The sequence below is a fragment of the Gordonia alkanivorans genome, from assembly GCF_004011905.1.
In the GTDB taxonomy this organism is placed as follows: Bacteria; Actinomycetota; Actinomycetes; order Mycobacteriales; family Mycobacteriaceae; genus Gordonia; species Gordonia alkanivorans.
In genome coordinates, this window is sequence record NZ_CP027114.1 from 2,032,837 (window position 1) to 2,050,086 (window position 17,250).

At 68.6% G+C, this 17,250-nt stretch carries 1 protein-coding gene (only partly in view); it reads left to right on the forward strand.

Annotated elements, in window-relative coordinates; genetic code table 11:
* Nucleotides 1–17,189, forward strand: partial view of a non-ribosomal peptide synthase/polyketide synthase gene (locus C5O27_RS09160; RefSeq protein ID WP_127962551.1) — the final stretch only. Its footprint begins 22,789 nt before the window's first position; the window shows 17,189 of its 39,978 coding nt (coding positions 22,790–39,978); its start codon lies off the left edge, out of view; its stop codon occupies nucleotides 17,187–17,189.
* Nucleotides 17,190–17,250: the final 61 nt, after the last annotated feature.

A 17,250-nucleotide genomic window follows, 5' to 3' on the forward strand; every position in this document is an offset into this window, starting at 1 on the left:
ACGCTTCTGGCGAGGTCGATCTGTCGGCAGAGTCGGTGACCGATGCGGATCGGGTGCGTCCGATTCTCGGTGATGATGCGCTCTACACCTTGTTCACGTCGGGGTCGACGGGTCGGCCGAAGGGCGTGACGGTGTCGCACCGGTCGGTGTTGAACCGGTTGCGGTGGGGACTGTCGGAATACCCGTGGGGTTCATCGGATCGGGTGGTGCAGAAGACTCCGTACACCTTCGATGTCTCGGTGCCGGAGTTGTTCGGTCCGTTGCTGGCCGGGGCGACGATGGTGGTGGCGGCCCCCGGTGGGCATGCCGATCCGGGGTATATCGCCGAACTGATCGCGCAACAGCAGGTGACGTCGGTGCATTTCGTGCCGTCCATGTTGTCGGTGTTCTTGGATGTTGTCCCGGCGCAACGGCTTCGGTCGTTGACCAGTGTGCGGTGGGTGTTCGCCTCGGGTGAGGCCCTGCCGCCGGCGGTGGTGGCTGCGGTGCGTGGGGTGTGGCCGTGGGCCGAGGTGCACAATCTGTTCGGTCCGACGGAGGCAGCGGTCGAGGTGGCGTATGCGGATGTGTCGTCGGCGCCGTCGGTGGTGCCGATCGGTGTGCCGGTGTGGAACACCTCGACGTGGGTGTTGGACGGCCGGCTGCGTCCGGTGCCCGCGGGGGTGCCTGGTGAGCTGTATCTCGGCGGTGTACAAGTGGCACGTGGGTATGCCGGGCAGTCGGGGTTGTCGGCGGAGCGGTTCGTGGCCGATCCGTTCGGGGCTCCGGGTGAGAGGTTGTATCGCACAGGTGATCTGGTGCGGTGGAGGACTTCTGGCGAGATCGAGTATCTGGGTCGTACCGATTTCCAGGTGAAGCTGCGCGGCCAACGCATCGAGCTGGGTGAGATCGAGTCGGTGATCGCAGCGGTGCCGGGTGTGGTCCATGCGGCCGCGACCGTGGTCACGGTTGCCGGTGGTGGGCAGCAGCTGGTGGGGTATGTGTCTCCGTCGAGCGTGGATCTGGCGTCGGTGGAAGCCGGTGTGGCGCTGGCGTTGCCGGAGTACATGCGGCCATCGGTGTGGATGTTGCTCGATCACGTGGTGCTCAGTTCGGCGGGCAAGTTGGATCGTCGGGCGTTGCCCGAGCCTGATTTCGGGGGTTCGGACGATGAGTTCGTGGCACCGGCCTCCGAGGACGAGCGGCTGGTCGCGGGTGTGGTCGCCGAGGTTCTCGGTCTGGAGACGGTCGGTGTGACGGCGTCGTTCTTCGACGTCGGTGGTAACTCGTTGTCGGCGATGCGTCTGGCGGCGCGGGTGTCGGAGGTGCTCGGGGCCGATGTCTCGGTGCGGCAGGTGTTCGACACCCCGACCGTGCGCGGCCTGGTCGCGGAGGCGACGGATCGCGGTGCTGCGTTGGCGTCGGTGACCGCGGTGTCGCCGCGGCCGGAGCGTATCCCGTTGTCCTTCGCGCAGCAGCGCGTGTGGTTCATCAACCGATTCGATCCCGGGTCACCGGCCTACAACATCCCTGTGGTCCTGCGTCTCACCGGTGCGCTGGACGTAGAAGCACTCCGCGCCGCCGTGGGCGACGTCGTGGTCCGGCACGAGATCCTCCGTACCGTGTTCCCTGCCGCCGAAGGTGTTCCGTACCAGTCGATCCAGGCAGCGGAAGACGCACTGGCGCGTCTCGATTGGGCGCTCGTCGATTCCGTCGAGGACATCGAGTCGGCGGTCATGTCCGGATTCGACGTGTCCACCGATCTGCCTCTGCGGGTTCGTCTCTGGCCGGTGGCCGACGACGAGTACGTGCTCGCGGTCGTCGTGCATCACATCGCGGCGGACGGTGAGTCGATGGTCCCGCTGGTCACCGACATCGTCACGGCCTATGCCTCCCGCGCGGCGGGACTCGCCCCGCTGTACATCCCGCTCGAGGTGCAGTTCGCCGACTACGCGATCTGGCAGCACACGGTTTTGGGGTCGCCCGACGACCCGGACTCGGTGGTCGGCGGACAGCTGGCGTACTGGACCGACAAGCTCTCCGGTCTGCCCGAGGTGATCGAACTGCCGACCGATCGTCCGCGTCCGCCGGTCGCGACGCAGCGCGGCGCCCAGGCATCTACCCGGTTGCCCGCGGTGACGGCGGCACGGGTGGCCGAGGTCGCCCGCCGCGAGGGTGTTACCCCGTTCATGGTCGTCCATGCGGCTCTCGCGGTTCTGTTGGCTCGTCTGTCGGCGACCGACGACATCGCGGTCGCAACACCCATCGCCGGTCGCGGTCAGCGGGTACTGGACCCGGTCGTCGGCATGTTCGTCAACACGCTCGTCCTGCGCGCCCGGGTAGAAGGCGACGAGACCTTCACGGACCTGTTGCAACAGGTCGGCACGACGGATCTGGATGCGTTCGCGCACGCCGACGTGCCGTTCGAGACCCTTGTCGAGGCGCTGAACCCAGCTCGCTCGGAAGCCTTCTCGCCGCTCGCGCAGGTGATGCTCACGTTCAACGACCCGAGTAGGGGAGCCTCGGTCGCCGAGGTTCTCGGCGGTCATGCACTCGATGACCTGACCCTCGCTCCGGTCGAACAGTCCGAGGTGCCTGCGCAGCTCGATCTCAATGTCGTGGTGTCCGCGGCCGAGGCCGGTGAGGACTGGCACATCGCCACCACCTACGCCACAGATCTCTTCGACGCTTCGACGGTCGAGGCGATGAACAGGCGTTTCATCGACGTGCTCGACGCGCTCACCGCCGCGCCGGACACCTCGGTCGGTGACGTAGCGATCGTCGACGCGGACGACGATCGGTGGATTGCGGAAACCGAGTCGGGGCCGCAGGTGTCCCTTCCGTCGGTCGACACCGTCGCCGATGCCGTGGCCGCGAGTGTGGCACGGACGCCCGACGCGGTGGCGCTGGTCTTCGGTGATCGGGAGGTCACCTTCGCCGAATTCGGTGCGCGAGTGAATGTGCTTGCCAGGCAGCTCGTCTCGGTCGGCGTCGGCCCCGACGTCGCAGTGGCGCTGTGCATTCCCCGGTCGGTGGAGATGATGGTCGCGATCCATGCGGTCGTGGCCGCCGGCGGCCAGTACGTCCCGATCGATCTGTCGGCACCGGCAGACCGGGTGCGTTACATGGTGGAGACGGCCGGCGCGACGGTGTTGCTGGTCGTCGACGAGGCCGCTGTTCCCGAGGCCGCCGAGGCGGCACGGGACTCCGGTGCAGACGTTCTCGTCGTCGATGCATCTGTCGACGTCGACCCGACCACGCCCCCGGTGACCGACGCGGACCGTGTCCGGCCGCTGCGTGCGGACAACGCGGCGTACACGTTGTTCACGTCGGGGTCGACAGGTCGGCCCAAGGGCGTCACCCTGACCCATGCCGCGGTCCTCAACCGGCTGTGGTGGGGTCTCGACACCTTGCCGATCGACGAGACCGACGTCGTGGTCCAGAAGACGCCGTACACGTTCGACTGTTCGGTGCCGGAACTGTTCGCGCCGTTGATCATCGGTGCCCGCACCGTGGTGCTTCGCGACGGAGGCCATCTCGACCCGTCGTACGTGGCCGACGAGATCGCCCGGACCGGTGCGACGATGGTCCACTTCGTGCCGTCGATCCTCTCGGTGTTCCTCGAGGTCGTCGGCCCCGAGCGGATCGCCGAGCTCACCTCGGTGCGGATCGTCTCGACGACGGGTGAGGCGTTGCCGCCTGCGGTGGCCGCGACGGTCCGCGAACTCTGGCCGGACGCCTTGTTCTTCAACCTCTACGGTCCGACCGAGGCCGCGGTGGAGATCACCTTCGAACGGATCGAGGACATCTCTGCGGATGATCCCACAGTGCCCATCGGCATCCCGGTGTGGAACTCCTCGGCCGTCGTGCTCGACTCCCGTCTGCACCGTGTGCCGGTGGGCGTGCCGGGCGAGCTGTACCTCGGCGGCGTCCAGCTGGCCCGCGGATATGCCGCGCGTCCTGATCTGACCGCCGAACGATTCGTCGCCGACCCGTTCGGACCGGCCGGTGCCCGTCTGTATCGCACCGGTGACCTCGTGCGCCGCACCGCGGACGGAGGTATCGAGTATCTGGGTCGCACCGACTTCCAGGTGAAGCTGCGCGGCCAGCGCATCGAACTCGGTGAGATCGAGTCGGTGATGGCCTCCGCCGTCGGCGTGGTGCACGCTGCCGCCACGGTCGCCAGCGCACCCGGAGGCGGCGAGCATCTGGTCGGCTACATCGCCGGCGCACCCGGCGAGGCCGTGGATCTCGAGGCGGTCAAGGCGGTCGTCACCGAGGCGTTGCCGGAGTACATGCGGCCCTCTGTATGGATGGTCCTCGACGACATCGAGCTGAACACCGCTGGAAAGATCGACCGGCGCGCCCTCCCGGAACCCGTGTTCTCCGCCGGTGAGTACGTCGCACCGGAGACGGACACCGAGCGGGCGATCGCCGACGCCTTCGCCGAGGTACTCGGTGTCGACGAGATCAGCGTCACCGACAGTTTCTTCGATCTGGGTGGTAACTCCCTGTCGGCGATGCGACTCGCTGCCCGGGTCGGTTCGCTTCTCGGCGTCGAGGTTTCGGTTCGGGATCTGTTCGGCGCACCGTCCGTGCGCGGGTTGGCGGCACTCGCCGCCGATGCCGGGTCCGCCCTCGAGCCGGTGACCGCGGTCGATCCGCGTCCGGCCGCCATCCCGCTCGCCTTCGCCCAGCAGCGCATGTGGGTCATCAACCAGATCGATCCCTCGCAGCCCACCTACAACATCCCGGTGGTCGTGCGGATCACGGGTGATCTCGATGTCGACGCGCTCCATGCGGCGGTCATCGATCTCGTCACCCGCCACGAAGTCCTCCGCACCACCTACCCGGTGGTCGACGGAGTGCCGCAGCACAAGATCGGCCGTCCGTCGTCGGTCGCCGCGCGTCTGGACTGGGCTGTCGTCGACTCCGCGGAGGAGATCGAATCCGCTGTGACGACAGGATTCGACGTCACCGAGCAGTGGCCCATCCGGGTTCGCCTCGCGAAGGTCTCGGCAGGCGAGCACATCCTCGCCGTGGTGATGCATCACATCGCATCCGATGGCGAGTCGACGGCGCCGCTCGTCTCCGATCTCCTGACCGCGTTCGTCGCCGAACAGGCCGACGCCGATCCCGAGTTCCCGCCGCTGGACGTACAGTTCGCGGATTACGCGCTGTGGCAGCACCGGGTGCTGGGGAACCCCGAAGACCCCGATTCCGTGGTCGGTAAGCAGTTGGCCTACTGGGTCGACCAGCTCACGGGGCTGCCCGACGTCATCGAAGTACCGACGGATCGCCCGCGTCCGGCGTCCGCCAGTGGTCGCGGGGCCCGTGTCGCTTTCGAGATCCCGGAGTCGACCGGCAAGGACATCGAGGCGTTGGCGCAACGGTTCGGCGTGACGCCCTTCATGGTCGTCCACGGTGCGCTGGCGATGGTTCTCGCCCGACTCAGTGCGAGTGACGACATCGCGATCGGAACACCGATCGCGAATCGTGGCCAGTCGGTACTGGAGCCGTTGATCGGCATGTTCGTGAACACGCTGATCTTGCGTACACGGGTCGACGGAGAGGCATCGGTGGCCGATTTCCTGGCCGGCGTGCGGACCACCGACCTCGACGCATTCGCGAATGCGGACGTGCCCTTCGAAGCCGTCGTGGAGGCGTCGGATGCCGTGCGTTCCACGGCCTTTGCGCCGTTCTCCCAGGTCTGGCTGACCTTCGATCAGACCGCCCTGCCCGAGTTGGCCGGTGCCGACCTGGTGTCGGGCGCGGTCGGTGATCTGACGCTGAGCCAGATCACCTCGGATCTCGTGCCCGCCAGGGTCGATCTCTTGGTCTCGGTCGCCACCGGCCACGACACGCCGTGGTGGGGTTCCATCGTGTACGCCACGGAACTGTTCGACGAGCCGACTGTGGCGACCTTTGCCGATCACCTGGTGGGCGTGCTCGAAGCGATCGTCCGAGACCCGGGTGTGGCCGTTGCGGACGTCCCGTTGTCGGAGGGCGTCGCCGTAGCCGATCTCCTGGCGCGCGAACCGGCTCCCCAGCCGCAGCCGGTTGCTCAACCCACCGGCAACTCCGACGCGGTGGTCACCGGAGGTGCGGGGACCGCGCCGGTCCTCCTCGGCGAGATCTTCACCGAGGCGGCGAACAGGTGGGGGCCGCGGCAGGCCGTCATCGACGCCGAGAACTCGATGCTCACGTACGCGGAACTCGACGCCCGGTCGAACCGGCTGGCGCGCTGGCTGATCGCCCGCGGGATCGGTGCCGAATCGCTTGTGGCGCTTGCCATCGGACGTTCGGCCCAGCTGCTGACCGCGATCTGGGCGGTGGCCAAGACCGGCGCCGGCTACGTGCCGATCGACCCGGACTACCCCGCCGAGCGTGTCGCGACGATGGTCGAGGACTCGGGCGCAGTGCTCGGGCTCGCCGTCGCCGCCTCGGGCGATCTCCCACGCGAGACGTTCGACTGGCTCCGGCTCGACGACCAGGACGTGATCGCAGAGATCGAGTCCTCGGCTGCCACGCCGCTCGACGAGGATGACCTGCTGCTCCCGGTGCGCGCAGCCAACATCGCCTACGTCATCTACACCTCGGGGTCCACGGGACGCCCGAAGGGTGTGGCGGTCACGCACTCGGGTCTGATGAACTTCGCGGTCGAGGAGATCCGGCGGTCCGGCGCGGACGAGTACTCGCGCGTCCTGGGCTTCGCCTCGCCTAGCTTCGATGCCTCGGTACTGGAGTATCTGCTGGCTACGGTGTCCGGCGGCGTTCTGGTCTATCGCCCGTCGGAGGCCGTCGGCGGACAACCGTTGCAGGACTACATGATGCGGCAGGCGGTCACGCACACCTTCCTGACGCCATCGGTGCTCGGCACGTTGGAACCGCACGCGGTCCCGGCGCTTCGCGTCGTGTACGCGGGTGGCGAGGCGGTGCCGCAGTCACTCAAGGACCAGTGGGCGCCTTTCCGGCGCATCCAGAACCTGTACGGTCCGACCGAGACCACCATCGGCGTCACGATCAGTGCCGCCATGGGGGTCGGCGAACCCGTCACGCTCGGCGGGCCCCTCGCCGGCGTCGGTCTCATGGTGCTCGACAACCGGCTTCGACCGGTCCCAGTCGGCGTACCGGGCGAGCTGTACGTGAACGGCGGGGCCCTCTCGCGCGGCTACCTCGATCGCGCCGGCCTCACCGCCGAGCGTTTCGTCGCCAACCCGCACGGTCCGGCCGGCGATCGGATGTACCGCACCGGCGACGTCGTGCGCTGGAAGCAGGGACCAGGTGGAGAGCCGGTTCTGGAGTACTCCGGCCGCAGCGATGATCAGGTGAAGTTGCGCGGACTCCGGATCGAGCTCGGCGAGATCGAGTCCGTCCTCAACGAGTTCGCCGGAGTGCGATCGGCGGTGGTGCTCGGCGTCGGCGGGTCCGTCGCGACCGCGCTAGCCGCGTACGTGGTGGCCGACGAGTCCGCTGTCGACGTCGACGAGTTGCGTGCGTTCGTGGGGGAGCGACTCCCGTCCCACATGGTTCCCGCATCGATGATGCTGCTCGACTCGCTGCCCCTGACGCCGGTCGGAAAGCTGGACAAGGCAGCTCTGCCGGAGCCGGTCATCGAGATCGGCGAAGTGGTTCCGCCGGCGACCGAGGCCGAGGCCGCAGTCGCCGCGGTGTTCGCCGACGTGCTCGGCGTCGAAGCCGATTCGGTGTCGGTGACCGCCGGGTTCTTCGAGCTGGGCGGGAACTCGCTGTCCGCGACGAGACTGGCCGCCCGGGTGGCCGAGGTCCTCGACACCGAGCTGTCCGTACGTGATGTGTTCGAGACCCCGTCCGTGCGCGAGCTGGTGGACCATGCCGCGGGCATGGACCGTTCCACCAGTGCCCCGATCACCCCCGTGATCCCGCGACCGGAACGGATCCCGTTGTCGTTCGCGCAGTTGCGGATGTGGTTCATCAACCAGTTCGATCCGTCCGCGCCCACCTACAACGTCCCGCTGGGTGTGCGGGTGAACGGCGAGCTGAACCCGGACGCATTCCGATCCGCGGTGATCGATGTCGTCACCCGTCACGAGATCCTGCGGACGACCTTCCCGTCGGTCGACGGATCACCCGTGCAGGTGATCCACGACGCATCCGATATCGCAGCACGACTCGACTGGGCCGTCGTGGACTCGCAGGACGAACTCGTCGCAGCGGTCCTGATCGGATTCGACGTCGCGAGGGAATGGCCGGTCCGGGTTCGGCTTTGGCCAGTGGCCGCCGACGAGTACGTCGTGGTGTTGATCTCGCACCACATCGCCGCCGACGGCGAGTCGATGGCGCCGCTGATGACGGACCTCGTGGCGGCGTACGCCGCTCGGGCCGACGGCGCGGAACCGGCATTCGGTCCGTTGCCCGTTCAGTTCGCGGACTTCGCGATCTGGCAGCACCAGACACTCGGCCCCGCCGACGATCCGAATTCGGTGATCGGTCGGCAGGTCTCGTACTGGGCGGAGAAGCTCCGCGGTCTGCCCGATGTGCTGGAACTGCCCGCCGACCGGCCGAGGCCGCGCGTCGCGTCGCAGAACGGCGCGAGAGTCGACTACGAGCTGCCTGCCGCCGTCGGCGCGCGCATCGGTGAACTCGCCCGCGCGAAGAACATGACCCCGTACATGGTCATCCATGCCGCGCTCGCGGTGCTGCTCGCCCGGCTGACGGCCACCGACGACATCGCGGTGGGTACCCCCATCGCCGGTCGCGGACGACCTGAGCTCGATCCGCTCGTCGGCATGTTCGTCAACACACTGGTGCTGCGTGCCCGCGTCGACCCGTCCATGACCTTCGACGAGCTACTCGATCAGGTCCGACAGACCGACCTCGACGCCTTCGCGCACGCGGACGTGCCGTTCGAGACCTTGGTCGATCGGCTCCAACCCGTTCGATCCGAGGCGTTCGCACCACTGGCGCAGGTCTGGCTGACGCTCGACCAGTCGGTCCTGCCGGAGTTCGCCTCCGGTGGCCGGGTCGAGCTCGACGGGCTCGAGATCAGCCCGATCGACCCGATCTCGACGCCGGCCAAGGTCGACCTGCTCATCGGCCTGTCGGCGGGTGCCGAGGACGAGGACTGGGGCGGATCGATCGTCTATGCGACCGACCTGTTCGACGCACCGACCGTCGAGGTCTTCGCCCGACGCTTCACGGCGGCCCTCGATGCATTTACCGCCGCTCCGGAATCGCTGGTGTCCACGGTGCCACTGGTGACCGAGGACGAGAGTGCCCGGATCGCCCGCTGGTCCGACGGCGCCGAGGTGGACCTGTCCGACAGCCAGTTGAGCGGCGCCCCCGTCCGGGGCACCCTGGCCGACCTGATCACCTCTGCCGCCGAGCGGTTCGACGACTCCACGGCAGTGATCTTCGACGGCCGAGAGATGTCCTTCAGTGAACTGGCCGCACGGGTGAACACCGTTGCGCGCGAACTCATCTCGGCTGGAGTCGGGCCGGATGTCGCGGTGGGTGTGTGGACTCCGCGTTCGCTCGAGATGGTGATCGCGCTACAAGCGGTGATCGTCGCGGGTGGCCAGTATGTGCCCATCCACACGGGTGCGCCGGCGGATCGCGTCGCCTACATGCTCGAGGTGTCGGGTGCGGTCGCGGTGCTGGTGCCGGAGTCGGCCGGTGTGCCGGACGCGGTGGCCGCTGCGATCGGGTCGGGAGACGCCGGACGTGAGATCGCGGTGCTGACCGTGGACGCCTCGACCCCGGTGCCCGCCGAGGTCGCTCCGGTCGACGATGCCGAGCGGCTCGCGGCACTGCGCGAGGACGACGCGGCGTACACGATCTTCACGTCGGGATCGACCGGGCGCCCGAAGGGCGTCACGGTGTCCCATCGCGCGGTGATGTCGCAGTTGATCTTCGACCAGGACTATTACGCCTTCGACCGGTCCGACGTGTTCCTCCAGGTCCTGGACTACACCTTCGATCCGTCGGTACTGGAGTTCTTCCGTTGGATGTACGACGGCGGCCGCGTGGTGATGATGCGTCCCGACGAACACCGCGACCCCTGGGCGGTCGCGAACTACATCACCGAGCACCGGGTGACCTCGGTGATGATGGTCCCGTCGATGCTCTCCTCGATGCTCGAGGCGCTGGGTGACGGTGACGCCGAGTGGATCTCGTCGGTGCGGCACATCCATACCGGCGGCGAGGCGTTGAACCCGGCGGTGGCGGACAAGCTGTTGCGCGCATGGCCCGAGGCGCGTCTGCACAACCAGTACGGGCCGACCGAGGCCACCATCTTCGCGACCATCGCGGAGGTGGATGCCGGTCTGGCGACCGTGCCGATCGGCGTCCCGCTGTGGCATGTGACGGCGCATGTGCTCGACGCGCGGCTGCAGGTCGTTCCGGTCGGTGTGCCCGGCGAGCTGTATCTGGGCGGTCTGCAGGTCGCTCGCGGATACGCGGGGCGTCCGGCGTTGACCGCCGAGCGCTTCGTCGCCGACCCGTATGGCGGGCCGGGCGACCGGCTCTACCGCACCGGGGACATGGTCCGGTGGAACGCCGACGGTCAGCTGGAGTACCTGGGCCGCACCGACTTCCAGGTGAAGTTGCGTGGCCAGCGCATCGAGCTCGGTGAGATCGAGGCGGTGCTCGCGGCGGCTCCGGGTGTGGTCCATGCGGCGGTGACCGTGGATTCGGCGCCGTCGGGTGGCGAACTGCTGGTGGCCTACGTCGACGGGTCCGGGGAGCTGGATCGGGAAACGTTGCGGGAGTACGCGGCCGAGCACCTCGTCGAGTTCATGCAGCCGTCGGTCTGGATGATCCTCGAGGACCTGCCGTTGAGCACGGCGGGCAAGGTCGACCGGAAGTCCTTGCCGGCGCCGGACTTCGGTTCGTCGTCCGACGAGTACGTCGAACCGACCTCGGAGACCGAGCGGGTACTGGCCTCGATCGTCGCCGGGCTGCTCGGTGTCGAACAGGTCTCGGTGACCGAGTCGTTCTTCGCACTCGGAGGCGACTCGATCATGTCGATTCAGCTGACCTCTGCGGCACGCGCCGCCGGACTGTCGCTGTCGCCGCGTGAGATCTTCGAGCTGAAGACCATCCGCGCCATGGCGGCGGTGGCCGCGGACGACGCCGAGAAGCTGCCCATGCTTCCCGAGTCGCCCACTCGTGGTTCGGGAGTCGTCGAACTTCCGCCGATCGTCGGCTGGATGCTCGAATTGTCGGGTGACGACCACGATTTCGACGACTTCACGCAGTCGCGAGTACTGATCGCGCCCTCGGACTCCACGATCGAATCGGTCGGGGAGGTGTTGGCCGCCGTGGTGGCGGCGCACCCGATGCTCACCGCTCGACTCGTGCGGTCCGGGCGTGGATGGACACTGTCCGCCGGCGGCGACTTCGATGTCGCGGCAGCCGTACACGAGGTCGTCTCCGAGGCGGCGGTCACCGATCCCGCCTTCGGCGAGGTCGTCCGGATGGCGCACGCCGACGCATCGCGGCGCCTCGACCCGTCGACCGGAGCCCTCGTGCAGGCTGTGATCGTCCGCAGTGGCACGGGGGATGACCGGCTGGTCCTGGTCGTCCACCACCTCGGAGTGGACGCGGTCTCGTGGCCGATCCTCATCGAGGACCTCATCACCGCGTGGTCGCAGCAGCAGAACTCGGCACCGATGGTCGTCCGGAAGGAGGAGACCACAGCGCAGGGCTGGTTCGCGGCTCTCGCCGAACAGGTCGATGCCCGCGGGGCCGAACTCCGACACTGGCTGGCGCGGACGCCGGAACGCCCGACAGACCTGGGGGTCGTATTCGACCCGGCTCGGGACCGGGAGGCGACCGTCCGGTCCGCGGTCCATCGCGTGCCGGCCGACATCACCGAGGCTGTTCTCACCGCCGTTCCGGAGGCGTTCGGTGCGACCGCGAACGACGTCCTGCTCGCAGCGCTCGCACGCGCGGTGCGCGGATGGCAGCACGCACGCGGTATCGACGACGACACCCCGGTCTCGGTTCTTTCCGAGGGACACGGCCGCAACGAGGAGATCGTGTCGTCCGGAACTCGCCCGTACCGGTCCGACCTCTCGCGCACCGTCGGGTGGTTCACCACTGTCGCCCCGGTGATCCTCGATCCCTCGAGCGACATGATCCACGCCGTGAAGGCGGCCAAGGAGGAGCGGCTCGGCCAGCCGGACGCCGGCGCCGGGTTCGGCCTCCTGCGCTACCGGACCGATGGCGAACTGGCCTCCAGGCCGTTGCCGAGTATCGCGTTCAACTTCTTCGGTGCAGGTTCGGCGCGCGCTGCCGACGCGGACGCCACGCACGTGGTGCCGTTCACGCCGGCTCCCGATGCGCCCGGGCTGCCGCCGACGGTCGCGGGACGGATGTCGGCGGCTGCGGCCGTGAGCATCAACGTCTCGACCGTGCTCACCGGCAACGGACGTTCGCTGGCCGCGAACCTCACGTATCCGGCCGCGCTGTTCGATGCCGACGACGTGCGCGAACTCGCGAACAGGTGGGAAAGCGAACTCGCCGCGGTCATCGCCGATCTGCAACGGATCGGTGACCCCGGGCTGTCCCCGTCGGACGTTCCGGGCATCGAGCTCACCCAGGGCGATCTCGACGTGCTCGCCGTGCGTTACCCGGGTGCGGCGGTCTGGCCGTTGTCGCCGCTCCAGCGGGGCCTGTACTTCCAGGCCGATCTCCACGCTGCCGGTGTGGGACGTGATGCGACCGTCGACGTCTACGTGACGCAAGCCGTTCTCGAACTCGGCGGCGCCGTCGATCCCGAACGGCTCCGTCGGGCCGCTGCCGATCTCCTGGCTCACCATCGCGTACTACGTACCGGATACGTCCGGACCGACAGCGGGGCCGTGGTCGCCGTGGTGCCGCCGCAGGTGGAACTGCCCTGGAGCGTCGTCGACCTCGGCGACCTGGATCGTGCGGCCGTCGAGGCGAGGGTCGCCGAGATCGCCTCCACCGAACTCGTCGTCCCGTTCGACATGGCGGAGCCGCCGCTGATCAGATTCGTGCTCGCGACGCACGGGGACACGGCGACACTCGTGGTCACCAACCACCACATCCTGTTGGACGGATGGTCGGGACCCCTGGTGCTGGCCGACATGTTGGCGCTCTACGCGCGGAACACGACGTTCACCGGCCATCACGCGCCTCAAGCCGGCGACTTCGGGGACTACCTCCGGTATGTCGCGAACGCCGACCACGAGCAGGGCCTGGAGGTGTGGCGCGGAGTCGTCGCACCGGTCGAGGAACCGACGATCGTCTCGTCGGATCTCGAGGTCACCGCGGACTCACTGCCGCGAGATCACCAGGAGATCCTCGACCCCGATCTGACCGCAGCGATCGAGGAGACCGCCAGAACCCAGGGCGTCACCCTGACCACGATCCTGCAGTTCGCGTGGTCGGTCCTGCTGTCGCGTCTGACCGGTAACCGGGTCGTGGCATTCGGCGAGACGGTCTCCGGCCGCCCGGCCGACCTCGACGGTGTGGAGACGATGGTCGGTCTGTTCATCAACACGCTGCCCGTCGTCGTCGACGTCGAGCCGACCGCCAGGATCTCCGGCGTCCTCGACCGACTGCAGGCGCAGAAGGTCTCTGTGCTCGATCATCAGCACATCGGGCTGCCGGAGATCGTCGCCCAGACGGGTCTGCCGGCACTCTTCGACACGCTGACCGTGCACGAGTCCTATCCGGTCGACAACTCGTCGCTCTCGACTGCCGACGCCGAACTGACCGGTGGTCTCGAGATCCTCGACGTGGACGCCTCGGATGCAACCCACTACCCGCTGAACATGGCGACCGCCCCGGCGGGCAGCGGGTTGTCCCTGACCCTCAAGTACCTGCCGGCCGCGTTCGACGACGAGCAGGTCCGGGTGTTCGCCACCGCACTTCGGCACATCCTCCAGACCGTCGTGCGCGACACCGGCGCGGCGGTCGCCGACCTCGTCCTGATGCCAGAGGCGGAGGCGTCGGCCCTGGCGCCGGTGTCGGGCGGGGCGCCGACCGAGCCGAGGCACCTGTCGCAGGTGTTCGTCGAGGTGTCGGCGCGGTATCCCGACGATGTCGCGGTGACGGACGCGGACGGCGGTGCGCTCACGTACGCGCAGCTGGACGAACGGTCCAACCGCTTCGCCCGGTGGCTCCTCACCCGCGGCGTCGGAGTCGAATCCATCGTTGCACTGGCCCTGCCGCGCTCGGTGGAGCTGCTGACCGCACAGTGGGCGATCGCCAAGGTGGGCGCGGCGTACCTCCCGATCGACCCGGACTACCCGGTCGAGCGGATCGAGCACATGATCACCGACTCCGGTGTGACCCTGGGATTGACCGCCGACGCCCTCCTGCCCGCCATGGCCGGGAACGTGGGCTGGACGACGGTGGAACAACTCCGCACCGAGATCGCCGAGTTCGAGAACCGTGCCCTCGGTGAGGACGAACTCCTCCGCCGGACGCACCTCGACGCCATCGCCTACGTCATCTACACCTCGGGTTCCACCGGGGTCCCGAAGGGTGTGTCGGTCACCTACCGCGGCATGCACAACTTCGCTGTCGCGGAGGTCGAGCGTTTCGGCGCGGGTGCGGGGGCACGCGTGCTGGGCTTCGCCTCGGCGAGCTTCGACGCCTCGGTCCTCGAGTGGGTCATGGCTTCGGTCTCGGGGGCCACGCTCGTGTACAGGCCGGCCGGCGTGCTCGGCGGCGACGACCTGACCGGCTTCATCAGGTCCTCGTCGATCACCCACGCGTTCCTGACACCAACGGTCCTCGCCAGCCTCGGCGACACCGAGCTCCCGGATCTCCGCATGCTCGCGGCCGGTGGCGAAGCGGTGCCGCAGACGCTCGTCGACCGGTGGGCGCCGAAGGTGGCGTTCTACAACGCGTACGGGCCCACCGAGGCCTCGGTCGCGGTCACCCTGAGTTCGCGGCTCGCTTCCGGGCGACCGGTGGACATCGGCCGACCGATCCCGGGCGTCGGGCTGATGGTCCTCGACCGCGCTCTCCGGCCGGTCCCGGTGGGTGTTCCCGGCGACCTGTATGTCGCCGGTGCCGCTCTGGCGCGTGGGTACCACCGGCGCCCGGGGCTGACCGCGGAACGCTTCGTGGCCGACCCGTACGGTGAGCCGGGCGCACGGATGTATCGCACCGGTGACCTGGTGCGCTGGATGCGGGACGCGGACGGCGTGCTGTTCGTCGACTACGTCGGGCGCGGCGACGACCAGGTGAAGTTGCGCGGCCTGCGCATCGAGCTCGGCGAGATCGAGGACGCGCTGACCTCCCATCCCGCGGTGGACTCGGCAGTGGTCATCGGTGTGGGTGGCTCGGTGGCCACCGCGCTCGCCGCATACGTGGTGCTCGAACAGACGGCGGAAACGGCCGAGCTCCGGAATCACCTTGCTCATCGCCTGCCGACCCATATGGTGCCGGCGACCATCACCGTCCTCGAGGCGCTGCCGTTGACACCGGCGGGCAAGCTCGACAAGCGCGCGCTGCCCGCACCGACGTCGGCGCCGGGCGAGGTCGTGGCGCCCGCCTCGGCGGCCGAAGAAGCCGTGGCGGCGGTGTTCGTCGAGGTGCTGGGCGTCGAAGAGGTCTCGGTGATCGCGAGCTTCTTCGACCTGGGTGGCAACTCGCTGTCCGCCACCCGTCTCGCCGCCCGTGTCGGGGAGGTGCTGAACGCCGACATCTCGGTCCGCGACGTCTTCGACGCGCCGTCGGTGCGAGAGCTCGTGGAGCTCGGCGGTCAGCGTGGAGCGGCTCTGCCACCGGTGACGGCCGTGACGCCGCGGCCGGAGCGGGTGCCGTTGTCGTTCGCCCAGCAGCGGATGTGGTTCCTCAACCGGTTCGACTCGTCGTCCGCGGCGTACAACATCCCGATCGGGCTGAAGCTCGTCGGCGACCTCGACATCTCGGCACTCCGGTCCGCGGTGGACGACCTCGTGGTCCGCCACGAGATCCTCCGCACCACGTTCCCCGCGGTCGACGGCGAGCCAATACAGCTCGTCCATGCAGCCGGATCGGCGCGGGCGACCGTGGACTGGGCGGAGGTCGAGTCCTTCGACGGACTGGTCGACGCCGCCACCGCCGGTTTCGATGTGACCGCCGCCGTGCCCTTCCGGGTCCGGCTGTGGCAGTCCGGTGAGCGGGAGTGGAACCTGCTCGCGGTCATCCATCACATCGTGGGTGATGGCGAATCGATGGTCCCGCTGGTGACCGACATGGTGACGGCCTACTCGGCGAGGGTGCGGGACGAGGAGCCCGGCTTCGTGCCGCTGACCGTGCAGTTCGCCGACTACGCGCTGTGGCAACACCGGGAACTCGGTTCCGCCGACGACCCGGCATCGGTCATCGGCACGCAGATCGCCTACTGGACCCGGCAGCTACGCGGCATCCCCGATGTTCTCGAACTCCCGACTGATCGTCAGCGGCCGGCGGTCGCGTCGAACCGCGGCGACCTCGTCGGGTTCGAGATCCCGGTGCAGGTCGCCGAACAGGTCGAACGTCTGGCCCACGAGCGCGGGGTGACGCCGTTCATGGTCGTCCACGCCGCACTGGCGGTCCTGCTGTCCCGACTGTCGGCGACCGACGACATCGCCATCAGCACGCCGATCGCCGGCCGCGGCCAGCGTGAACTCGACCCGCTCATCGGCATGTTCGTGAACACGCTGGTGCTCCGGACCGAACTTGCGCCGGCGATGCCATTCGATGAACTGCTCGACTCGGTGCGGGGTACCGACCTCGAGGCCTACGCGCACGCGGATGTACCGTTCGAGACGCTCGTCGAGGTGCTCAAGCCCACCCGGTCACAGGCCTTCGCCCCGCTGGCACAGGTCATGCTGTCCCTGGTGGCGCCGTCCCCGTCCGGTCCGGTGTTCGACGACTCCGGCATCGCGATGACTCCGCTCGAACCGCCGGCCGTCGCCGCGCAGTACGACCTGGCCTTCACCGTCGCCACCGGTGACGCCGGCCGCTGGTCCGGCACCATCGTCTACGCGACGGATTTGTTCGACGCCGCATCGGTCGAGACACTGGCCGAACGGTTCGTGACGATGCTCGACGCGCTGACGGAGAACCCGGAGGCATCGATCGGAGCAGCGCCTCTGATCGCTCCGAACGAGCTCGAACGGATCGTCCGCTGGTCGTCGGGAACGCCGGGTCCGGTCTCGGACACCACACTGCCGTCCCTGATCGGCCGTGATCGAGGCCCTGCGGCGAGCGATGACTGACCCGTCAGCCGCACGCACCGGTGCCCGCCACCGTCCGAACCGGACGTCGGCGGGCGCGCCG